A 22,487-nucleotide genomic window follows, 5' to 3' on the forward strand; every position below is an offset into this window, starting at 1 on the left:
TGATAAAGACAAGGCGAAAACGTTAACAGATGACGCTTTTCCCCAGCGAAAATTATCTGACGTTTCAGCGTTTTAAATCCGTCGCCTGAATCAGTCTCTCAATCTTGAGACTACGTCCTCGCACACGCTGCGGTCCCTGTCGCACCAGCCGATCACATTGTCCGCATTATTTCTTTTTTAGCATTCCAAAAGAACAAAAATTGCGTTAACGCAGTCAATGCCTCCCAAGGCATGACATGCAATCATCCAAAAATGGGACCAAAACCATGACTGACGCGATATCTCCGGTATCGCCGACAGCTGGCAATTCGAACGTTGTAAAGACAAATTCGCCTGCACGAGTTCTCACTGCCAGCCTGGTCGGCACGACCATCGAGTTTTTCGATTTTTACGTTTACGCCACGGCCGCAGTGCTCGTGTTTCCGACATTGTTCTTCCCGAACAATGATCCGATGACGGCACTTCTGGCATCCTTCGCCACCTTCTCCATCGCCTTTTTCGCCCGCCCGCTCGGCGCCGTCGTTTTCGGCCATTATGGTGACCGCGTCGGCCGTAAAGCTACGCTTGTCGCCGCTCTGCTGACCATGGGCGTATCGACGGTCGTGATCGGCCTTCTGCCGTCCTATGAGACAGCCGGTGTTCTGGCACCTCTGTTGCTGGCGCTTTGCCGCTTCGGTCAGGGCTTCGGTCTTGGCGGAGAATGGGGTGGCGCGGTCCTGCTGGCCACGGAAAACGCTCCTCCCGGCAAGCGCAGCTGGTACGGGATGTTTCCGCAGCTCGGCGCGCCCGTCGGTCTGTTCCTCTCCTCCGGCGTCTTCTGGATCTTGCTGCACTTCATGTCGCAGGAAGCGCTTCTGAGCTGGGGCTGGCGCATTCCCTTCGTCGCTTCGATCATCCTGATCGCGGTTGGCATGTGGGTTCGTCTGTCGATCACCGAAACGCCTGCCTTCCAGAAGGCAATCGAAAAGGAAGAACGTGTTGCCGTGCCGGTCGTGGAACTGTTCCGCAACCACAAGCGCAGCCTCGCGCTCGGCACTTTCGTGGCGCTGGCTACCTTCGTGCTGTTCTATATCGGTACCGCCTATCTGCTGTCCTACAACGTCAAGGTTCTGAAAATCCCGTTCCTGGACGCACTCGAAGTGCAAATCATGGGCTCCATCGTTTTCGGCATCTTCATCCCGATTGCCGGCAAGCTCGCTGAGCGCTTCGGCCGTCGCGAAATACTGATCCTGACGACGGTGCTGATCGGCCTGTTCTCGTTCCTGCTTCCTACCCTGATGACAGGCGGCGAAGGCTCGATCTTCATCTTCGCGGCCCTTGCGATGACGCTGATGGGCATGACCTACGGCCTGATTGGAACGGCGCTTGCCGCCCCCTTCCCGACAAGGGTGCGCTACACCGGCTCGTCCATCACCTTCAACATGGCCGGCATCTTCGGCGCATCGCTGGCACCCTACATCGCCACATGGCTGCAGGTGAATTACGGCATGGGATATGTCGGATATTACCTCTGCGTATCCGCCCTCATCACGCTCGCCTGCATTCTTCTGTCCCGCAAGGATGAAGTCTGAGCGTCAGGCCACTAAAAGATCGAGGCCGCGAAATCACCTTTCGCGGCCTTTTTTCGTCTGTGATGATCCTCAAGCGATAATTTGACGGCCACCTTTCGCGCCCGACGAACAGATGCGATTACGCCCGCCACGTTTCGCCTCGTAGAGCGCCATATCCGCACTGTGCATGACCTTCTCGAAAATCTCCCTGTTCCCGCGCAAGGCCACACCTATCGAGATGGTGGTACTGATCTGCAAATCCTGAAAATGAACCGTTGTCGTCGCGATCTTCTCACGGACGCCTTCGCACTGTTCCAGGAACCGGTCCGGGGCAAGGGTGTGGACGACGACAAACTCTTCACCGCCCATCCGCGCCACATGAGCGGCTTCATCGAAACCTTCCCGAATTGTCTTGGCAACACTGGAGATAACCATGTCACCAGCCAAATGGCCGTACCTGTCATTCACGGACTTAAAATGATCAATGTCGATAAATGCGACGCAATACGGCGTGCTCAGATGAACGCAATTCGAATAAAGACCTAGCCGGTTGTGAAGACCTGTCAGAGCATCAGTCTGGCTGAGCTGCGCAAAACGCTCGTGTGACTGGATCAGTAACTGCATCTGCCTCGCATTGAGCCAGCAAATTAAAAAACCGACGGTGAAAGAGATTGTCGTACTAAGGACCAGGCCGATTGTGAGCCCATTGCTCAAGTCCGAGACTAGGTCCAACTGCGCCATCGTCAGGATCGCAACGACACAGATAACGGCGGCTATGGAAGCGATCAGGCAAGCCAATCGAAATGATGACTGTACCGGGTCAAGCCGACGCCATCCATCCGGTGTCGCCACGGTGAATGTCGTTATCGCGACGAGTTCGCTTAAAAAACGTGACAGCTGTCCGCTTACGCGATCGGCAATGAAAATGCTCATAAATATCACCCAAGCAGTAGAGCGGCGCAACGCTGCCTCTCCCGTAATCTAAATACTGCTTATAGATAAAAACTATTGATCGACCGTTACCCTTCGCCAAGGATGATATGAAACAAAAACTCCTGGCCGCTTGGTGCTGCCAGGAGAGATATGAAACGGCTAACGCAGTTGCTCATGGCAATCGCGAGGCATCGCAATTTTCAGGCGCCGAGGAAGGGCTCCACTTCACGACCCGGCATGAATAGGCCAAGCCGTTTGATTTCCCACTCCAGCCGAATGCCCGACTTCTCGAACACGCGCTTGCGAATGGTCTCGCCCAGATATTCCAGATCGTAACCGGTCGCATGGCCGGTATTGATCATGAAATTGCAATGCAGCGATGACATCTGCGCACCGCCGATGACCAGACCGCGACCGCCCGCTTCGTCGATCAGCTCCCAGGCGGAATGACCTTCGGGGTTCTTGAAGGTTGATCCACCGGTCTGTTCACGGATCGGCTGCACGGTTTCGCGGTGGTGACGCACGGCGTCCATATCGGCGCGGATCTTCGCGCGGTCTTCCGGATAACCCTCAAACAGGGCGCCGGTGAAGATCAGACCAGCATCGGCGCCGGAGTGGCGATAGCTGTAATCCATATCCGCATTGGAGAGCACATGCTGGTTGCCCTGACGGTCCACCGCATAAACCTCCACGACACGCTCACGCGTTTCACCGCCGTTGGCGCCCGCATTCATGCGCAGAGCGCCGCCGATGGAGCCGGGAATACCGTAATAGAAATGGAAACCGCCAATGCCATTATCCATGGCCATCGCGGCAATATGCTTGTCCGGGCAGATCGCGCCTGCCTTGATGCGGTTTTCACCCGAAAGCTCCACCGAGCCGAAACCTTTGGCGGAAAGACGGACGACGACACCTGGAATGCCGCCATCGCGCACCAGAAGGTTCGAGCCGACACCGACCACGGTCAACGGCACGTCCTCCGGAAGGATTTTCAGGAATGTAACCAGATCGTCGGTATCGTGCGGCTGGAACATGACTTCCGCAAGACCGCCGGCTCTGAACCACGTCACGCGGTCCATGGGCGCATCCGGTGTCAGACGTCCCCGCAATTCCTTTACCCCGTCGCCGAGCCTCCCCAGCAATTTAACCCCATCGACCTGTCTCATTCAGACTTTCCTGATATGCTCTTCAATTCCGAAGGCAGCGCTGCCGCCCATTGCGTGATATTTCCGGCCCCCAAGAGAACCACGAAATCGCCCGGATTCGCAATGCCTGCAACCATTGACGCGAGATCTTCCCGTTTTTCGAGAAAACGGGCATCGCGATGGCCGGCAGCCTTGATTGCGGAGACCAGCGCTTCCGAGCTTGCGCCCTCGATCGGATCTTCGCCCGCTGCATAGACCGGAGCAAGAATAATCGTATCGGCATCGTTAAAACAATGCGCGAAATCATCGAACAGGCTGGAAAGGCGGCTGTAGCGGTGCGGCTGGTGCACGGCGATGATGCGGCCCTTGCAGGCTTCGCGCGCAGCCGCGAGCACAGCCTTGATCTCAACCGGATGGTGACCGTAATCGTCGAAGACCTGCACGCCATTGGCTTCGCCCGTCAGCGTGAAACGACGCTTGACGCCGGCAAAGGAGGCGAGGCCCTTCTTGATGTCCGCTTCCGAAATACCGAGACGATTGGCGACGGCAATCGCAGCCGTTGCGTTCGAAACATTGTGGCGACCGGGCATCGGCAGGACGAGGTCCGTGAAGGAGAATATCTTGCCGGTGCGGCGCCGGCGAATTTCCACATCGAAGATAGACCGCGTGCCATCGATGCGCACATTCGAAAACCGCACGTCGGCCTGTGGGTTCTCACCATAGGTGATGACCTTACGGTCTTCGATACGCCCAACCAGAGCCTGCACCTCGGGATGGTCGAGACACATGACGCCGAAGCCGTAGAACGGAACATTCTCCACGAATTGCCGGAAAGCAGCGCGCACGGCGTCGAAATTGCCGTAGTGGTCAAGATGTTCCGGGTCGATATTGGTGATCACGGCCACATCGGCCGGAAGCTTCAGGAATGTGCCATCGGATTCATCGGCCTCCACCACCATCCACTCGCCCTCGCCCATGCGGGCGTTGGTGCCATAGGCATTGATGATGCCGCCGTTGATCACGGTCGGGTCGAGATTGCCGGCTTCCAGCAGGGTCGCGACCATCGAGGTCGTCGTGGTCTTGCCGTGCGTGCCACCGATGGCAATGGCGTTGCGGAAACGCATGAGTTCAGCCAGCATTTCGGCACGGCGAACGATCGGCAGGTGTTTTTCCCGCGCGGCGATCAGCTCCGGATTGTTCTTCTTGATCGCGGTGGAAACGACCACGACCTCGGCATCACCGAGATTATCCGCCGTGTGGCCGACGAAGACCTCGATGCCCTTGTCGCGCAGGCGCTGCACATTGGCGCTGTCGGCCTGGTCGGAGCCCTGTACGCGATGACCGAGATTGTGAAGCACTTCGGCAATGCCGCTCATGCCGATCCCGCCTATGCCGATGAAATGGACAAGGCCTATGGCTTTCGGCATCTTCATGCCTCAACTCCTTCAATGTTCTTCTTGAATTCCTGTACGGACTTTCCGCTCGCAATCGCCTCGACCAGATCGGCCAGTACATCCGCCGCATGCGGTTTTCCTGTCGCCTTGGCCGCCGCCGCCGTTGCGGACAACCGATCCGGCTCGGACAGCGCCGAGGAGAGAAGGCCGGAGAGCTTCTGCGGCGACAGTTCCGCCTGCTTGATAACGCTTGCACCGCCGGCTGCCGAAAGCGCTGCCGCATTGGCCGCCTGATCGTGATCCAGCGCATGCGGATAAGGCACGAGGATCGAGGGTCGGCCGATGACCGAAAGCTCCGATACCGTCGATGCACCCGAACGGCTGATGACCAGATCGGCCTCACCGATGCGCGAGGCCATGTCGCCGAAGAAAGGCGAGACATCCGCCTTCACGCCCAGCTTCTGATACGAGGAGATCACACTGTCCTTGTCTTCTGGGCGCGCCTGCTGGGTCACGACGATGCGCTTGCGCTGCTCGTCCTTCAACAGGCAGATCGCCGCCGGAACGGCGCTTGAAAAGAACTGCGCTCCCTGGCTGCCGCCAAAAACCACGAGCTGGAACGTCTCGCCGGTCTGCGAAGGCGTATAGGGTATCTCTGACGCCGCCAGCACCGCCGGGCGCACGGGATTGCCGGTCGCAACCGTCTTGTCGGAATATTGGCCGTTGGCGGGCGGCAGAAAACCGCCGGCAATCGCCTTCACACGGGCCGCCAGCGCCTTGTTGGCACGACCCATCACCGCATTCTGCTCGTGAATGATCGATGGCACGCCAAGCCCGGTCGAGGCAAGCAGCGGCGGCACGGTGGGATAACCGCCAAAGCCGACGACCGCAACCGGCTTCAGCTTCGTGATCAGCCGGCGCGCTGAACGCAGCCCTGTCCACAGCTTCCACAGCGAACGCGCCACGGAAATCGGGTTTTTCGAACCAATGGTGGCGGATGGAACGACGTGAATTTCTTCCGCCGGAAACTTTCCCGCATAACGCTCGGCACGGCTGTCGGTGACCAGATGCACCTGATAACCGCGCGCTTTCAGCGTGTGCGCCAAGGCCTCGGCTGGAAAGACATGGCCGCCGGTACCCCCGGCGGCGAGCAGAACAATACCCTTGCTCATGATCATTTACTCCGCAGGAACGCCGGAACCGACGCGGAAGAAGCTGCGCTCCTGCGCCCTCTTTTCCGGCCTGTGGCGTGTCAGCGCCAGAAGGAAGCCTGCCGTGACGCAGATCGCCATCATCGACGAACCACCATAGGAAATCAGCGGCAGCGTCATGCCCTTGGCGGGCATAAGCTCCAGATTAACGCCGATATTGATCATCGACTGCATGCCGATCTGCAGGACCAGACCGGCCACGGCAAAGCGGCAGAAATCGTCTTTTTCCCTGAAGGCGTGCGAGAGGCCGCGCAACACGATGAAGGCGAAGATCGCCACAAGGAACATGCAGAAAACAATGCCGAATTCTTCCGCCGCCACCGAGAAGATGAAGTCGGTATGGCTGTCGGGAATGATACGCTTGACGATACCCTCACCGGGGCCGCGACCGAACCAGTCGCCACGAATGATCGCCTCGCGCGCCGTATCCACCTGGAAGGTATCACCCTCACCGGTCCAGAAACGGTCGATACGGCCGGCGACGTGCGGCAGGAGCAGATAGGCGGAGACGATGCCAAGAACGCCGAGGCCGCCGAGCACGATGATCCAGAACCACGGAACACCGGCCATGAAGAACATGCCGCCCCACACCACCGATGTCAGGATGGTCTGGCCAAAGTCGGGCTGGGCGATCAGAAGTGCCGCCACGATACCGAAGGTGATGATAGCGAAGAGGTTGCCGGGAATTTCGGGGTGACGCGCGCGTTCGGCAAACAGCCAGGCGCAGACAATGACGAAGGCGGGCTTCATGAATTCCGATGGCTGGATCGAGAAGCTGCCGATGGAAATCCAGCGCCGTGCGCCCTTGACCTCGATACCGAAGAACAGCGCGAAAATCATCATCAGCAGCGACGCGATCAGCATCATCACCGCCACGCGTCGGACCTGACGCGGCGACAGGAAGGAAAGACCGATCATGATCGCCAGCGAAGGCACCATGAACATCGCTTGACGTTCCACGAAGAAGAAGCTGTTGAGACCGATGCGTTCGGCGACCGCCGGCGATGCCGCAAATGACAGCATCAGGCCGATGCCCATCAGCGCGATGAACGCCGCCAGAAAGAAACGGTCGATGGTCCAGAACCATTCCGCGACCGGACCGCGATCAACTCGGCTTACCATGGCCTCAGCCCCCTTTTCCAGAGTGAACGAGCATCGTCATGCCATCGAGCGCCGCAACCTGCGCGACGAACGAATCACCTCTGATTTCAAAGTTCTTATATTGGTCAAAGCTTGCGCAAGCCGGGGATAACATCACGATATTGCCGGCCGTCGCATCTTTTTCCGCATCCGCCGCCGCATGCTGCACCGCCTTGTCCAGCGTGCCGGATATTTCGTAAGGCACGGCTTCGCCGAGCGTCGCTGCAAATTCCGCCGCCGCCTCGCCGATCAGATAGGCCTTGGCGATGCGCGGAAACAGGGGCGCAAGGCTGGCAATGCCGCCGGCCTTCGGCAAACCGCCCGCGATCCAATAGATGCGCTCATAGCTAGACAAGGCCGGTGCTGCGGCATCGGCATTGGTTGCCTTGCTGTCATTGACGAAAGTGACATTGCCGCGCCGACCGACCGGCTGCATGCGATGTTTTAGGCCGGGGAAGGACTTGAGACCTGCGCGAACGTCCTCTTCGGAAACGCCGACGGCAAGGCATGCGGCAATTGCAGCCGCTGCATTCTGGGCATTGTGGCTGCCGCGAAGCGTCTGGATGCCGTCGAGATCGACCAGCAGCGAGGACTTGCCCCCATGCGCCCGCAGGATGCGGCTGCCTTCGGCATAAAGACCTTCGGAAACGACATTGCGCTTGGAAATGCGCTCCACCTTCACGCCGGCACGCTCGATGCGGTCGGCGATCAGCGTGGAATAGCTGTCATCAACGCCGACAATTGCCGTGCCACTGCCGGCCACAAGCCGTTCCTTGACATCGGCATAATGCTGCATGGTGCCGTGCCGGTCGAGATGGTCGGGCGTCAGATTGAGCAGAATACCGGCCGTCGGATTGATCGTCGGCGCCAGATCGATCTGGTAGGACGAGCATTCAACGACATAGAAACGTTGCGCTTTCGGCGGATCGAGGCTCAGCACCGCAGTGCCGATATTGCCGCCGAGTTGTGTATCGCGGCCCGAAGCCTTGAGGATATGGGCAATCAGTGCGGTCGTCGTGGATTTGCCGTTCGTGCCGGTGATGGCGATGAAGGGGCAATCCGGCGCATGCGCCCGGCGCTCGCGAATGAAAAGCTCGATATCGCCGATAATCTCGACACCCGCCGCCCGGGCAAGATCGACCGACCAGTGCGGCTTCGGATGCGTTAGCGGCACGCCGGGTGCGAGCACGAAAGACGAAAAGGAATGCCAGTCTATCGTTCGAAGATCAGCCGTCGTTATCCCTTCGGCCTCAGCCTTGGCGACGCTGTCGGGATTATCGTCGAAAGCAACAACATCCGCCACGCCGGCAACCAGCGCCCGGGCCGTGACAAGGCCCGAACCGCCAAGCCCGAAAAGCGCGACCTTCTTACCTCTGAACGACGAGACCGGGATCATCGCTCACCTCAGCTTCAGCGTAGCAAGGCCGAGCAGCGCCAGCCCTACGGAAATGATCCAGAAACGGATGACCACCTGGCTTTCCGTCCAGCCTTTTTTCTCGAAATGATGGTGGATGGGCGCCATCAGAAAAACGCGCCTGCCGGTGCGCTTGAACCAGAAAACCTGGATGATGACCGAGAGCGTTTCCATCACGAACAGGCCGCCGACGATGACCATGACGATCTCGTGCTTGGTGGCGACAGCGATGGAGCCGATGAGGCCGCCGAGCGCCAGCGAACCCGTATCACCCATGAAGATGGCGGCGGGCGGCGCGTTGAACCACAGGAAGCCGAGGCCAGCCCCGACCACCGCGCCGACGATGACAGCGAGCTCACCCGTTCCGGGCACGAAGTTGATCTGCAGGTAATTGGCGAAAACCGCGTTACCGGCGAGATAAGCAATCACGCCGAAGGTGGCGGCTGCAATCATGACAGGCACGATGGCGAGACCATCGAGACCGTCGGTCAGGTTAACCGCATTGCCGGCGCCGACAATCACGAAAGCACCGAACAGCACGAAGAAATAGCCGAGATTGATCACGAGTTCCTTGAAGAACGGAAAGGCGATGGAGCTTCCGAGCGTGCCGCCATGCGGTGCGGAAGCAAGCGCCACCTTCATCATGAAGAACACGGCAATCGCGGCAATCAGGAATTCGATGCCGAGACGGGCTTTGCCGGAAAAGCCCTTGTCGCTCTGCTTCGTCACCTTGAGATAGTCGTCATAAAAGCCGATAGCCCCGAAGCCGAGCGTCACCATCAGAACGGCGACGACGTAGACGTTCGACAGGTCACCCCAGAGCAGCGAACCGCCGAGAATACCGGCAAGGATCATCAGCCCGCCCATGGTCGGCGTGCCAGCCTTCTTGAAATGCGTCTGCGGCCCGTCGGCACGGATCGGCTGGCCCTTGCCCTGGCGCACGCGCAGCGAATTGATGATCGCCGGTCCGAAAAGGAAGACGATCAACGCAGAGGTGAACATCGCCGCACCCGCCCGGAAGGTGATGTACCGGAAGAGGTTGAAGACTTGAATTTTATCCGACAGTTCGACGAGCCAGATCAGCATAATTGCCCTTTCAAAAGGCTATTTCAGACTTGGCGTTCCGTCTCGGGGAATGCCGGATACTTGTCAAGCAGCGCCGCGACAATCTTGCCGAAACCCAGCCCAAGTGACGATTTTACCATCAGCGCATCGCCCGGTTGCACCCATTGCAGGGCAAAATCGGCAAGTTCAGCTGTCGTCGGGAACCAGATGACAGTTACACTGTCCGGAAGCGCATCGCGAAGGGCGGCCATCGCCTCCCCAGCCAGCCAGACATGTTCGATACCACCGGCTAGCAGCGGTCCGGCCAGTTCCTCGTGTAGCTGGGCTGAGAATTCGCCCATCTCCAGCATGTCGCCGAGAACGGCAACGCGACGGCCATAACCCTGCGTTTCTGTTTCCGCAAGCACGGCAATCGCCGCCCGCATGGAGGCGGGGTTGGCGTTGTAGCTCTCATCGATCAGCAGGAAGGAACCGCTTTCAATCGTCAGGCGATGGCGCTGTCCGCGCCCCTTGACTGCCTCGAGCGTTCCGAGCACCTCGAAGGCGCGGTCGAGATTGGCGCCGGTAACGGCAACAGCGCCAAGCACCGCCATGGCGTTGTCGGCAATATGCCTGCCGGGAATGTTCAGGTGCAATTCGCTCGTTTCGCCGTTCAGGATCGCCCAGATGGTCGAGCCCGTGGACGTGCTTTCGAAATCGGCCAGCCGGAAATCGGCCTTGGCATGCTGCCCGAAGGTCAGGATATGCTCGATACCCTGGTCCTGCGCCGCTTCTTCAAGTTGCTCGAACTGGGCGTTGTCACGGTTGAGGATGACGAAGCCGCCCTCCTCCAACCCTTCGAATATCTCCGCCTTGGCGCTCGCGATCTCTTCTATGTTCTTGAAATTGCCCAAATGAGCTGGCGCGATGGTGGTAATGATCGCGACATGCGGACGTACCATCTTGACCAGCGGACGGATTTCGCCGGAGTGGTTCATACCGATTTCGAAAACGCCGAATTCAGTATCGGCGGGCATGCGCGCCAACGTCAGCGGCACACCCCAGTGATTGTTGAAGGAGGCCACCGCCGCATGAACCCGGCCCGAAGGCGCCAAAGCCTGCCGCAACATTTCCTTCGTCGTCGTCTTGCCGACAGAACCGGTCACCGCGATGATCCGCGCCGTGGTCCTTTCACGCGCCGCAATGGCGAGCTTGCCAAGCGCCGCGAGGACATCCTCCACGACGATCATGGGCACGGTCAGGCGGCCGAGGGCCGGCAGCTTGCCTTCGGCGACTACCAGCAGGCCCGCACCATTGGCGACAGCAAAACTCGTATAGTCATGGCCGTCGACCCTATCGCCCTTGATGGCGAAAAATGCTTCACCAGCCTTCACAGTCCGGCTGTCGATGGAAATGCCGGTGATACCGGTCGGCAGGTTCCCGACGGGACGCCCTGCCGTGATGGCGATCATGTCGGCGACTGTCCATAACCAATTCAAATCTTCAATCCTTCCAGCGCGGTACGCACCTGTTCATGATCGGAAAACGGCAGCGTCACGGAACCGACGATCTGCCCCTCTTCATGCCCCTTGCCCGCGACGATCAGCGTATCGCCACTCGAAAGCAGCGACACCGCATGACGGATCGCCTCTGCCCTATCGCCAATTTCCAACGCACCCGGAGCAGCCGCCATGACTTCGGAACGGATCGTTGCAGCGTCTTCCGAGCGCGGATTGTCGTCGGTAACGATGACGATGTCGGAAAGCCGTGTCGCCACTTCGCCCATGATCGGGCGCTTGCCCTTGTCACGGTCGCCGCCGCAGCCGAAGACGGTGATGATGCGGCCGGAGGTGAAGGGCCTGACCGAGGTCAGAACATTTTCAAGCGCATCCGGCTTGTGGGCATAATCCACATAGGCAAGCGCGCCGTTCTTCGTCTGGCCCACAAGTTCCAGGCGACCGGCAGCACCGATCAGCTTTTCAAGCGCCTTCATGGCCGTTGCGGCGGAAACGCCGGTGGACATGGCAAGACCGGCGGCGACGAGAGCATTGGCTACCTGAAAATCGCCGGCCAGCGGAATGTCGACTTCGTGGATCACGCCGTCATGGTGCACTTCGATCAGCTGCTTGTGACGGAAATGCTCTACACGCTTCAGCGTCAGATAATCGCCCTTCCGGCCAACGGTGCGCACATTGAGGCCTGCATCCGCGGCGGCGCGAATGGCCTTATCCGACCAAGGGTCGTCGGCAAAAATGACGGCCGGCGCGCCTTTTTCCATCAGCGTGTCAAACAGCCGCATCTTCGCGGCCATATAGTCCTCGATGGTCGGGTGATAGTCCATGTGATCACGGCCGAGATTGGTGAAACCGGCCGCAGCGAGCTTCACGCCATCAAGGCGACGCTGGTCGAGGCCGTGGCTCGAAGCTTCCATGGCCGCATGGGTCACGCCTTCGGCAGCAAGCTCGGCGAGAAGCGCATGCAGCGTCACCGGATCCGGTGTGGTAAGCGCGCCATAATCTTCGCGGCCGGGAGCGATGACACCCGTCGTGCCGATCTGGGCGGCGGCATGGCCAGCGAAAGCCCAGATTTGCCGCACGAAGGAGGCAACGGAGGTCTTTCCCGCGGTGCCGGTAACGGCGACCATGGTTTCCGGCTGTTTTCCGTAAAAACGGGAAGCGGCGAGCGAAAGGTAGAGGCGCGGGTCAGTGACAGCGAGTACCGGCACATCGGCATCCACCGCATGCCCGGAAACGACGGCAACCGCACCCTTGGCGACCGCGTCCTTCACATAGGCCGCGCCATCCGCCTTGGTTCCCGCAACCGCCACGAACAGGCTGCCGGGCGCAGCCTTGCGGCTGTCCGCGGTAATTCCCCCGATTTCGATTGCCCCTATCTCAGACAGGAGCAATTCATTCAATTCCGGAAACGCCGTCCCGGATATATCTCGCAAATTCATCGACTGTGTCCGTCTTGTCCCCCCGGCGCGATTCGCCGGAACACCATAAGCTCTAACAATCAATAAGACACGAGCAAGGCCGAGCCATCCTTGCCGAACTTCGGCTTCACGCCCAGCACTGCCGCCGTGCGGCTGATGATATCGTGCACCATCGGCGCAGCCGAGGTGCCTGCAAGTGCCGCGCCATTGCCCTTGTCCGTCTTCGGTTCGTCGATGAAAGAGAGCACCACATATTGCGGGTCGTCCATCGGGAATGCCGAAAGGAAGGCATTGAAGTTCTTGTCATGCACATAACGGCCATTGACGACCTTGTCAGCCGTACCGGTCTTGCCGCCGACATTGAAACCGTCGACGCGCGCATTACGGCCAGAACCGTTGACACCGTTCCATTCGAACAGGAAGCGCATATCCTTGCTGGCGCCGGGCTTCAGCACCTGTTTTGCGACCTGATCCGCCTGTTCGCGCGTGCGCGGCAGGAATGTCGGCTCGATCAACTTCCCACCATTGACGAGCGCGGCACCGGCAACTGCTGTCTGCAACGGCGTTGTTGAAACGCCGTGGCCGAATGAAATGGTGATCGAGTTGATCTTCTTCCATTCGCGGGGCTGCGAAGGCAGCGCCACTTCAGGCAGTTCGGTCTGCATGCGCGTCAGAAGGCCAAGCCGCGTCAGGAATTCCTTGTGTCCTTCGGTCCCCACGGTGTCGGCGATTTTTGCCGTACCGATGTTCGACGAATACTGGAAGATTTCCGGCACCGAGAGCATGCGGCCCTTGCCGTGGAAGTCCTTGATGGTGAAGCCACCGATGCGGATCGGATAACGCGCGTCGAACATATCGCCCAGGCGGACGCGACCCGAATCGAGACCCATGGCAATGGTGAAGGATTTAAAGGTGGAGCCCATTTCGAACGTGCCGTTCGACATGCGGTTGAGCCATCCTTCCTTGGCACCTTCTGCCGGGTTGTTCGGATCATAATCCGGCACAGAGGCCATAGCGAGCACTTCGCCGGTATGCACATCCAGAACCACAGCCCCCGCGCCGATCGCCTGGAACTTGGTAATGGCCGAGGTCACGACTTCACGCACGATGGACTGGACGCGTAGATCGATGGAAAGCTTCACCGGCTCCAGTGGCTGATCGCTGGTCATGCCGAGCGCCGTCAGATCGGCCAGTCCCTGGCTGTCGACGTAACGTTCCATTCCGGCAACACCGCGATTGTCGATATTGACGTGACCGACAACATGGGCAGCTGTTGGCCCGCCAGGGTAGAAGCGGCGTTTTTCCGGGCGGAAACCGACACCGGGAATGCCGAGCGCCAGGATCTGGCTCTGCTGCTTCGGCGTCAACTGACGGCGCAGCCACTGAAAGCGCGAATTGGAGGAAAGCTTCTGATAGGTGCCGCGCTGGTCGAGATCTGGCAATACAGTGCGCAGCTTCTCGATGGCTTCGTCGATATCGACGATGCGATGCGGCTCCGCAAACAGCGACACGGTGCGGATATCAGTCGCCAGAACCTCGCCGTTACGATCAAGAAGATCGGGACGCGACGCCATCAGCCGGTCAGCAGGGGCAATGCTCGAAACCGTTTCCTGCTCGGCAAGGCCATATTGCACCAGACGGCCGCCCACGACGCCGTAAAAGGCGACGAAGCCGAAAATGATGAGACCGACGCGGCTTTTCGCCTGGGCCGCCCTCTTCTTGCGAGCGCCCTCGAAAGCTGCATGGTCAGTATGAATGCCGGTGGTGCTGGCGGAAAAGTGAGCCTTGCTCTTCAGAACCATGACGCGGGAGAGAAAAGACATCAGCGGTCCACCGATCCAGTTATGGTTTCATCCATTTCGCCATCTTCATCGCCTGCGACAGCGGCGACGGCAGGAGCCGGAGCCGCCGTGGGACGGGAAACACGCGCCCGCGGTGTTGGAACAGGAGCGCCATTGGCGGCAATCTGGCCGGCGGGCGGTGATTTCTTCTTGGCAGCTCCCCCCAGCGTAGCGCCCGGCTTGGAGCCGTTGACGGCAGCGGCGATGACATCCGCAACGCTCATGCCTTCCGGCTCGGGCGGCTGCGGCAATTGCGAGCGCAGCATCGGCAATTCGCGCGGCTGCGCCAATTGTGTCGGCAGCGTCGGCGAAAGGCCAAGCTCGTCCTGATAGGCATTCACGAGACGATGAAGGCGGTTCGGCTGCGTCAGCAATGCCCAGTCGGCCCGCAAAAGATCGATCGTGTCTTTTTCGAGCTTGATTTCGGTCTCGAGCTTGCGGACCTGTTCCAGCTTGAGATCGGTTTTGTGCTTGATCGAATAGGTCACCACCGCCGCAGCGACCATGACCCCCATCAACACGACATCGAATGTGCGCAGCATATCAGCCTCCCATCTTTTCAAGGCTGGCGAGATCGGGAAGTTCGAAAATCGAAAAATCTGCCGCCCGGGCAGGTGCCGCCGTGCGCAGGCCGGCGCGCAGCTTGGCCGAACGGGCCCGCGGATTGATCTCCGCCTCCTCGTCGCTTGCAGCGACCATCGGCTTGCCGATATTTTCGAAAATGGCGGGCTTGTCCTCCACCATCGGCAGATGGCGGGAACCCGCCGCCTTTCCGGAACGTTCGGAGAAAAATTTCTTGACGATGCGGTCTTCGAGCGAATGGAACGTGACGACAACCAGCCGGCCGCCGGGCTTCAAGGCCCGCTCGGCAGCAAACAGGGCCTGCGCCAATTCGCCGAGTTCGTCATTGACGAAAACACGCAGCGCCTGAAACACCCGTGTTGCGGGATGGATCTTGTCTTTAGCCTTGCGCGGCGTAACGATTTCAATGAGGCCCGCCAGATCACGCGTGGTGCGGAAGGGCTCTTCCGCCCTCCTCTTTTCAATCGCGCGGGCGATGCGGCCCGGCTGCTTTTCCTCGCCGAGAAAACCGAAGATGCGGATGAGATCGCCGACCTTGGCGCGATTGACGACATCCGCCGCCGAAACGCCGGAGCTGGACATGCGCATGTCGAGAGGACCGTTCTTCTGGAAGGAAAAACCGCGCTCGGCCTCGTCTATCTGCATGGAGGAAACGCCGATATCGAGAACCACGCCGTCAAGACCGCCTTCCGGCGCGTGCCTTGCCAGATCGGAAAATTGCGATTGAATGAGGGTAAGCCTGCCGCCATTTGCAGCAACCATGGCCTGGCCGCCGGCGATCGCGTTCGGATCGCGGTCAAGCGCGATGACATTGGCACCTTGATCGAGAATTGCCTGGGTGTAGCCGCCGGCGCCGAAAGTGCCGTCGAGGATGACCTTGCCAGATGCGGGTTCGAGCGCAGCGATCACTTCGCGAAGCAGGACCGGGATGTGACGCTGAGGTCCCTCACCGGCATCAGAAGATCGCCCGCCAGAATTCGCCGCCATTCCGTGTCCCCGTCCTATGCGGGGCGTGCAGCCGAAAAACCGCGCCCCGCTCTTGCTGCCGCCTGCGCCGCCAAAAACGCCTGCGGTTGCCAAAGCTGAAAATGATCCGCTCGTCCAACGAAGGTGACATCCGTGGATATGCCGGTAAATTCCCGGACGAAATCCGTCACCATCAACCGACCTTCCTGATCGAGCTTCATGAAAACGCCGCCGCCGTGTACCAGCAGCGACATTGCGTTCGCCTCCGGCGAGAAGGCATCCATGGACGCGATCTGCCGCTCGTAGCGCTCCAGCAAATCCGGACCGCCGACACTGATTGCCGGAAACGCGAAATCCTGAAGACAATAAAGCTCCTGAATCCCACGCTGTGCCAGCACCGAACGAAACGGAGACGGAACCGAAACGCGCCCCTTGGCGTCGATCCTGTTCGTTACGTTCGATAAAAAGCGGTCCATTACTCAACTCGCCAAAACCGCATTCCGCAAAGCGAATCATCCGCCCCACAGACAACACCGGTACGCACGACACATCGCCAAGCGTCAGGGCGACATGCCCTGCAGCAGCCCGTTGCAGGCTCCTCACTCGTTTCAGCGATTGCGGGTCAAAAACACGACCCAGTGTGGTGTGCATTTGGGATACCATGGGACACTATGGGCGTCAATGGGAGAAGCCGGCACGATACCGACTCCGCATCGGAAATTCATAAGCCGTTAAGTTTAACGAATGGTTTACTTCGCGAACTCATGTGCCAGCGGAAACAAATAAAACTTGGGTCGATATGCCAATTTTTTGTTTGCGAAACAGACACTTGGCGGCCCTCGCCGAACACGCGCCACTTAAATCGCAAAAGACGCTCTGATGGTGCCGTGGGAATGCCAACTTGGTTGGCGTTACGGCTATCTGTGTGATTTAGCGATAGACCAGTTGCAGAGGTTCGATTTGACGCCGAAGCAATGCGCATGTTGCGCTCAGCCAGAACCGTCATTCTCTACAAACAACAACGCCGCGACGCTTGACTTTTTAAACTTTCAATTGATTTTGATTTCTGAAGTTGTGTTTTTCATTGTGAGACAATAATGCCGAATTACGTGGCAGGCTTACCTGCCTTCTTAAGTTATTTTCTGATCGGCCTGCTCTGCCTGGCAACCTTTTCCGCTATTTACACCCGCCTTACTCCCCACCGCGAGGGGGAGTTGATCAAGGCCGGCAACTTTGCCGCCGTCGTCGCTTTTTTGGGGGCACTGATCGGCTTCAGCCTGCCGCTCGCCTCGGCGGCGGCTAATTCCGTCAGCCTCCCCGACTATATCGTCTGGGCAGTGATCGGCCTGCTGGTACAGGTTCTCGCATTCTACATCGCCAAACTCTCCATGACCGACCTGCACCTGAAAATCACCGAGGATAACGTTGCGGCCGGGCTCTGGAGCGGCGGCATCGCTGTGGTCATCGGGATTTTAAACGCAGCCTGCATGGCCTATTGAGGAACAGACATGTATTTGGACGTGACAGAACACCCGCGTCTCGCCCTCGGTACGATTGCCGCAATAGGCCTTTTTATGGCTTTTTCATCGGACGAAGAGGTTCTTTATACCTCAGTTGAAAAATGCGTTGCCTCCGGTGTCTATCCCAAGGCTTGCCAAGCGGCATCCGAAGACGCCGGCCAACATCATCTCGCCACTGCACCTAAATTTCTCAATATGGTCGCATGTGAAATGGAATACGGCGCGGGAAACTGCTTTGAGCTGAAACAAAATCTCAATTCCACTAACCCCACCGGCATAGGCGTCTTCACACCCTCACCCGCCGGTTTTGTTATGCCTCGGTCCATCGAAAACTTTGCAGACTACAGCAACTATCGCCGCAGGCAGAAAAACAGCGAGTCGGGTTCCAACGGTGCGATGTCGGCCTATCGAAAACGCAACGGCGACCTCGTCATACCGGATGTGACGGCCAGTAAACAGGACCAAGGCGGCAGGGGAATCACGTCAGGAGGAGGCGCGCTAGCGAATGACGTGAAGACGTCCAACGCCAAAACGAACGTCAAGGGCCGTGGTGGATTCGGCGGCCACTCCTTTTCAGGAAGCTGACATGCGCCGCATCACAGTCCCGCCGCGCCCGGATTGGCGCGAGAAAGCCAATGCTGTCGGTTTCTCCTTCCATGAAATGCATGGCGAGCCTTACTGGGTGGACGATGCAGCCTATCGCTTTGGACTGGCTGAAATCGAGCGCGACATCGAAGAACCGAGCCAGATCCTGCACGACATGTGCATGGATCTCGTCGCCGACATCGTACACAGTGAGGAGGCTTTAACCCGTCTTGCCATCCCCCGCGATCACCATGATGTCATTCGAAATTCTTGGCGGCGGTGCGACCGCCACCTGTATGGCCGCTTCGATCTTGCCTATGACGGGCATGGCCCTGCAAAGCTGCTGGAATACAACGCCGACACGCCCACTTCCGTATTCGAAACGGGATATTTCCAATATAACTGGCTGACCGATCAGGTCGCCCTTGGAACGCTCCCGCCGCAAACCGACCAGTTCAACTCGGTTCAGGAAGCCTTGATTGAGGCCTTCGGGCAATTCTCGCGAGACAGGATTTTCCATTTCGCGGCGGTGAGCGACAACGCCGAGGATCGCGGCACGACGATTTATCTCATGGACTGCGCCATTCAGGCGGGCCACCGTGCCCAATTCCTCGATATCAGAGACATCGGCATCGATGCGTGCGGGCGTTATGCTGACCTTCAAAGTCGCGTCATCGAACGCTGCTTCAAGCTTTATCCCTGGGAATACATGTTACGAGAATCCTTTGCCACGCATCTGCCTGCACAAGGCGATATTTTCATCGAGCCGGCCTGGAAAGCCGTGCTGTCGAACAAAGGCCTGCTGCCTTTGCTCTGGCAGCGGCATCCCAATCACCCGAATCTGCTCCCGAGTTTCTTCCCGGACGATCCTGAAATATATGAATTGCAGGATTACGTGGTGAAGCCGCTTCTTTCGCGTGAAGGCGAAAATGTCAGCCTTTACCGAAACCGGCGCGAAATTTTATCGGCCCCCGGCAATTATGGCCAAGAGGGGTATGTTTTTCAGGCCTACGCACCATTGTTCAAGAGCGATTTCGGATACGCCGTGTTAGGAAGCTGGATCGTCGCCGATCGGCCCTGCGGGCTCGGGATTCGCGAGGACGCGTCACCTATCACCGCAAATCTCTCCCGCTACGTTCCCCATATCATCGAGGGCTGAACGCCACCGAAAAAAGCGGCAGGAAAATCGCCAGTTGGCCTGTAAGCCGGGTTCTGTATGGCCCCGGTTTGACCCGGAACGTGGCAGCCATTCATCTGGGACGGCATTTGCATGCCGCCTCTCGCAACCCACCCGGATGACGGGCCCGGAAACCGGCTGTAGACGAAGGCTTTCGCCCGCGCCCCGTGTCATCCCTATTCGGTCTTGCTCCCGGTGGGGTTTACCTTGCCACCACTGTCACCAGCGGCGCGGTGGGCTCTTACCCCACCCTTTCACCCTTACCATGCCAGGCATGGCGGTTTGCTCTCTGTGGCACTTTCCCTGGGGTCGCCCCCGCCGGACGTTATCCGGCACCGTATTTCCGTGGAGCCCGGACTTTCCTCACCTTACCGTCTTTCGACATTGGTAAAGCGCGGCTGCCCAGCCAACTGGCATGGCGTCAATACCCATGTTCTTTGGCGAAAGCCACCGAAAAGCGTAACGGAAGATCAAAGAAATGCAGGCTTGAAATCCGTTGCATAGGCGTCGTTGCCAATTTTTCCATCCCGCAGCAACAGGGCGCCTAACCGCCCGATCTCGTCGGAACTCTTGGCCGCCGTACCGTTGCCGCCAGTCAGAACCGCAATGCGCGGTGACGTCGTAAAGCCGATGGCCGGATAACCGCCCGGCGTTTTGGACACCACGCAGGCGGCCATGGAAATGCGCGACCGGTCGATGGATGGCACCAAGGTCCCGACGATGGCAGAGAGATGGTCGCGAACGCTTTCGCGCCCGCCGGAACGGAACCATGCGCGGATTTCGGGATCGCTATCGAGCTTCTTATCATCGGGATCGCCGCCGATTTTCAGATAGAACCTGCCATCGGGATAACGGACGGGCGGCAGGAGATAGATATGTTTCGTCGTGTCGCGCGGCTCGTAAATCAGCGACGGCATGCCCGCATATTGTCCCAGCTCCGCCTCGTCTACCTCGAAGAAGGCGACGGTGCGCGCATAGACATTGAGAGCGACGGGCTGCGGCAACAAATCCTTCGTGATCGAGAAGCCACCCGCAGCGACCAGCACCCGGTCTGCCGTATAAACCGCGCCCGAGGCCGTCTCGACGCGTGCACGGCCAGCCTCTTCCCGCGTCGAGACAACTATATCGTCGATGAGCGTAACGCCGGCTTTGTCTGCCAGAACGCTCTGCGCCTTCACCAGCGCGCGCGGATTGACGTAACCGGCATTGTCCTTTTCGAACACGCCCTCGCAGCCCGGCTCGAAGGAGAAATAGGGAAAGGCGCTTTTCAGACCTGCGTCGTCAAGCATTTCCGTGGAAACCCGCAGACGCGCCGCTGCCTCACAGACGTTGTCGACAAAGGGATTGTCGCCACCGCGTTCAGGCCCAACCATCAGACAGCCGACGGGAGCGTAAAATTCCACGCCGCTCCTTGCCGCGATGTCGGTGTAGCGCGCGATCGAGCGGTTGGCGAGTAGCGCCCAGTCCGCATCGCCATCAATGGTGCGGGTAATGCGCGCCTCATCATAATGGCTGGCGAAAACACCCGGATGTGACTTGATGTCGGCAGGTTCACCGGGGCCGATCAGGGCCACACCTTCGGTGGTTTCCGCCAGATGGCGGGCGGCGGCAGCACCCATCATGCCACGACCGACAACGATATATTTGAAATGTCCCGACATGCCGCCGTCTTCGCCTCAACCCGCTCTAGTACAGCTGCGATTTTGTAGCCGCTTCGCTGCTGAATGTCAGATAAAAACCGGCGACATTTCGGCGGCAAAATCACTCTCGGTCAGCTGGCCATGCAGAAGCAGCACCGCGCCTAGCCGCCCGATTTCGTCGGAAGACTTGGCGGAAACGAAATTGCCACCGGTCAGAACCGCGATATTGGAAGATTGCGTATAGCCGATATATGGATAACCGCTACGAGTAATGGATGCGACGCAGGAACCAGAGGTCACGGGGCAGCCCGCAAGTTCCGGCATGAGCGATAGCGCCCGTTTCGTCAGGAATTCCACTTCGCCCGGCGTGCCGTCGGAATGAAACCAGCCGACTGCTTCGGCCAGCGTTTCCAGCCTGCCCTTTTCGCTCTCACCGCCGATCTTCAGATAGACCTTGCCGTCGGGGTAACGCACAGGGGGCAGAATATAGACGATATCGTCCTCGGTCTCCGCCAGCACGATGGTCGAGGGCATGGAGCCGAAGAGGGCCTGCCTTGCTTCGTCCAGTTCGAAAAACACGATGGTGCGGCCCGTTGCCGCCATATCGACCGGGGAAGGCAGAAGATCAGCCATGTTGGTGAAACCGCCAGCGGCCACTATGACCTTTTCGGCCGTGTGTACGGCCCCTTCCCTGGTGGAAACTTCCACACCTTGGGAGGTATCGCGAACATGCGCCGCCGTCTCGCGGATCAGTCGCGCGCCCTGCGCAGCAGCAATCTTGCATTGCGCCCTCACAAGCGCACGCGGATTGACGTGGCCGGCATTGTGCGCCTCGAAGTAACCGTCGTGATCCGACGGCAGGGAAAAAATCGGGAACCGGCCAGCCAGCGCATCGCTGCCAATCGTTTCCACGCCTAGACCGAGACGGTCGGTCGAGACCAAGGCTCGCGAAACGTAGTCTCCGGCAAGCCCCTTACCGTTTCCCGTAAACAGGCAGCCCGCTTCGGTGAAGAAACGGATGCCGCTTTTTGCTTCGATCTCGGCATAGCGCCGGATGGAGCGTTGCGCCAGCTCCGCCCATACGGGATCGCCATCGAAACCACGGGTGATGCGCGCCTCGTCATAGTGACTTGAAAACACACCGTTATGGGTCTTGCGATCGGCGGGTTCATCCGGCCCGATCAGCGCCACGCCATCCGTTTGCGCCGAAAGGTGTCTCGCTGCCGCCGCACCCATCATTCCGGCACCGACCACGATATATTTGAAATCCGGCATGTCATGCTCCGCATCAGGTTTGCTCCTGACTACAGCATGAACGCATAAACCGGAATCGATTTTCGTGACGTCCGAAACATGCCGCGCAAGAGCGTGCAGCGGTTTTGCAATAACGAGATGCGTTAAAACAAGGAC

At 59.0% G+C, this 22,487-nt stretch carries 19 protein-coding genes and 1 other RNA gene; 4 read left to right on the top strand and 16 right to left on the bottom strand.

What is annotated here, in order from left to right; genetic code table 11:
• The first annotated feature begins 266 nt into the window (after positions 1-266).
• A complete protein-coding gene (locus tag ACQZ6D_RS05060) occupies positions 267-1,571 on the top strand; it encodes an MFS transporter (RefSeq protein ID WP_003513212.1) in 1,305 nt (434 codons plus the stop codon).
• A gap of 69 nt (positions 1,572-1,640) precedes the next feature.
• On the opposite strand, the gene ACQZ6D_RS05065 is transcribed toward ACQZ6D_RS05060, so the two are convergent.
• From ACQZ6D_RS05065 to mraZ, 13 genes are all read right to left on the bottom strand, one after another.
• Positions 1,641-2,483 carry a GGDEF domain-containing protein gene (locus ACQZ6D_RS05065; protein ID WP_236768928.1) on the bottom strand — a complete coding sequence of 281 codons (843 nt, stop codon included), beginning with the start codon at positions 2,481-2,483 and terminating at the stop codon, positions 1,641-1,643.
• 200 nt (positions 2,484-2,683) lie between these two features.
• A complete protein-coding gene (gene murB, locus ACQZ6D_RS05070) occupies positions 2,684-3,649 on the bottom strand; it encodes a UDP-N-acetylmuramate dehydrogenase (RefSeq protein WP_003513214.1) in 966 nt (321 codons plus the stop codon).
• Positions 3,646-5,061 carry a UDP-N-acetylmuramate--L-alanine ligase gene (gene murC / locus ACQZ6D_RS05075; protein WP_111783559.1) on the bottom strand — a complete coding sequence of 472 codons (1,416 nt, stop codon included), beginning with the start codon at positions 5,059-5,061 and terminating at the stop codon, positions 3,646-3,648. Before murC ends, murB begins: the two co-directional genes overlap by 4 nt.
• Positions 5,058-6,194 carry an undecaprenyldiphospho-muramoylpentapeptide beta-N-acetylglucosaminyltransferase gene (murG, locus tag ACQZ6D_RS05080; protein ID WP_111783635.1) on the bottom strand — a complete coding sequence of 379 codons (1,137 nt, stop codon included), beginning with the start codon at positions 6,192-6,194 and terminating at the stop codon, positions 5,058-5,060. Before murG ends, murC begins: the two co-directional genes overlap by 4 nt.
• A 6-nt stretch (positions 6,195-6,200) precedes the next feature.
• On the bottom strand, positions 6,201-7,355 hold the full coding sequence (gene ftsW / locus ACQZ6D_RS05085) for a putative lipid II flippase FtsW (RefSeq protein ID WP_003513223.1): 1,155 nt from the start codon (positions 7,353-7,355) through the stop codon (positions 6,201-6,203).
• 4 nt (positions 7,356-7,359) lie between these two features.
• On the bottom strand, positions 7,360-8,769 hold the full coding sequence (gene murD, locus ACQZ6D_RS05090; protein WP_111783560.1) for a UDP-N-acetylmuramoyl-L-alanine--D-glutamate ligase: 1,410 nt from the start codon (positions 8,767-8,769) through the stop codon (positions 7,360-7,362).
• A gap of 3 nt (positions 8,770-8,772) precedes the next feature.
• The gene (gene mraY / locus ACQZ6D_RS05095) at positions 8,773-9,873 is read right to left on the bottom strand and encodes a phospho-N-acetylmuramoyl-pentapeptide-transferase (protein ID WP_003513226.1); all 1,101 of its coding nucleotides are present in this window, start codon (positions 9,871-9,873) and stop codon (positions 8,773-8,775) included.
• Positions 9,874-9,896: 23 nt separating this feature from the next.
• On the bottom strand, positions 9,897-11,330 hold the full coding sequence (locus ACQZ6D_RS05100; protein WP_026330779.1) for a UDP-N-acetylmuramoylalanyl-D-glutamyl-2,6-diaminopimelate--D-alanyl-D-alanine ligase: 1,434 nt from the start codon (positions 11,328-11,330) through the stop codon (positions 9,897-9,899).
• Entirely contained in the window at positions 11,327-12,787 is a 1,461-nt protein-coding gene (locus ACQZ6D_RS05105; protein ID WP_448729633.1) for a UDP-N-acetylmuramoyl-L-alanyl-D-glutamate--2,6-diaminopimelate ligase, read from the bottom strand. Before ACQZ6D_RS05105 ends, ACQZ6D_RS05100 begins: the two co-directional genes overlap by 4 nt.
• A 59-nt stretch (positions 12,788-12,846) precedes the next feature.
• On the bottom strand, positions 12,847-14,589 hold the full coding sequence (locus ACQZ6D_RS05110; protein WP_113556385.1) for a peptidoglycan D,D-transpeptidase FtsI family protein: 1,743 nt from the start codon (positions 14,587-14,589) through the stop codon (positions 12,847-12,849).
• The gene (ftsL, locus tag ACQZ6D_RS05115) at positions 14,589-15,149 is read right to left on the bottom strand and encodes a cell division protein FtsL (protein ID WP_003513232.1); all 561 of its coding nucleotides are present in this window, start codon (positions 15,147-15,149) and stop codon (positions 14,589-14,591) included. The genes ACQZ6D_RS05110 and ftsL overlap by 1 nt, the downstream gene beginning before the upstream one ends.
• 1 nt (position 15,150) lies before the next feature.
• Entirely contained in the window at positions 15,151-16,176 is a 1,026-nt protein-coding gene (gene rsmH, locus ACQZ6D_RS05120; protein WP_013636514.1) for a 16S rRNA (cytosine(1402)-N(4))-methyltransferase RsmH, read from the bottom strand.
• 14 nt (positions 16,177-16,190) lie between these two features.
• Positions 16,191-16,631 carry a division/cell wall cluster transcriptional repressor MraZ gene (gene mraZ / locus ACQZ6D_RS05125; RefSeq protein WP_003513235.1) on the bottom strand — a complete coding sequence of 147 codons (441 nt, stop codon included), beginning with the start codon at positions 16,629-16,631 and terminating at the stop codon, positions 16,191-16,193.
• A 621-nt stretch (positions 16,632-17,252) separates the two neighbouring features.
• Here mraZ and ACQZ6D_RS05130 point away from each other — a divergent pair.
• Genes ACQZ6D_RS05130 through ACQZ6D_RS05140 form a run of 3 tightly spaced genes read left to right on the top strand, consistent with a single transcriptional unit; the run spans position 17,253 to position 19,419 of the window.
• Positions 17,253-17,654 carry a DUF350 domain-containing protein gene (locus tag ACQZ6D_RS05130; protein ID WP_003513245.1) on the top strand — a complete coding sequence of 134 codons (402 nt, stop codon included), beginning with the start codon at positions 17,253-17,255 and terminating at the stop codon, positions 17,652-17,654.
• Positions 17,655-17,663: 9 nt separating this feature from the next.
• The gene (locus ACQZ6D_RS05135; RefSeq protein ID WP_448729634.1) at positions 17,664-18,260 is read left to right on the top strand and encodes a DUF1190 domain-containing protein; all 597 of its coding nucleotides are present in this window, start codon (positions 17,664-17,666) and stop codon (positions 18,258-18,260) included.
• Position 18,261: 1 nt separating this feature from the next.
• On the top strand, positions 18,262-19,419 hold the full coding sequence (locus ACQZ6D_RS05140) for a glutathionylspermidine synthase family protein (protein ID WP_448729635.1): 1,158 nt from the start codon (positions 18,262-18,264) through the stop codon (positions 19,417-19,419).
• A gap of 26 nt (positions 19,420-19,445) precedes the next feature.
• On the opposite strand, the gene rnpB is transcribed toward ACQZ6D_RS05140, so the two are convergent.
• From rnpB to ACQZ6D_RS05155, 3 genes are all read right to left on the bottom strand, one after another.
• Positions 19,446-19,851: RNase P RNA component class A (gene rnpB / locus ACQZ6D_RS05145), an RNA gene on the bottom strand.
• A gap of 56 nt (positions 19,852-19,907) precedes the next feature.
• Positions 19,908-21,098: an FAD-dependent oxidoreductase gene (locus ACQZ6D_RS05150; protein ID WP_111783562.1), complete on the bottom strand. Its 1,191-nt coding sequence runs from the start codon at positions 21,096-21,098 to the stop codon at positions 19,908-19,910.
• A gap of 66 nt (positions 21,099-21,164) precedes the next feature.
• Entirely contained in the window at positions 21,165-22,352 is a 1,188-nt protein-coding gene (locus ACQZ6D_RS05155) for an NAD(P)/FAD-dependent oxidoreductase (RefSeq protein ID WP_448729636.1), read from the bottom strand.
• Positions 22,353-22,487: the final 135 nt, after the last annotated feature.

The sequence above is a fragment of the Agrobacterium sp. 22-3639C2 genome, from assembly GCF_053522105.1.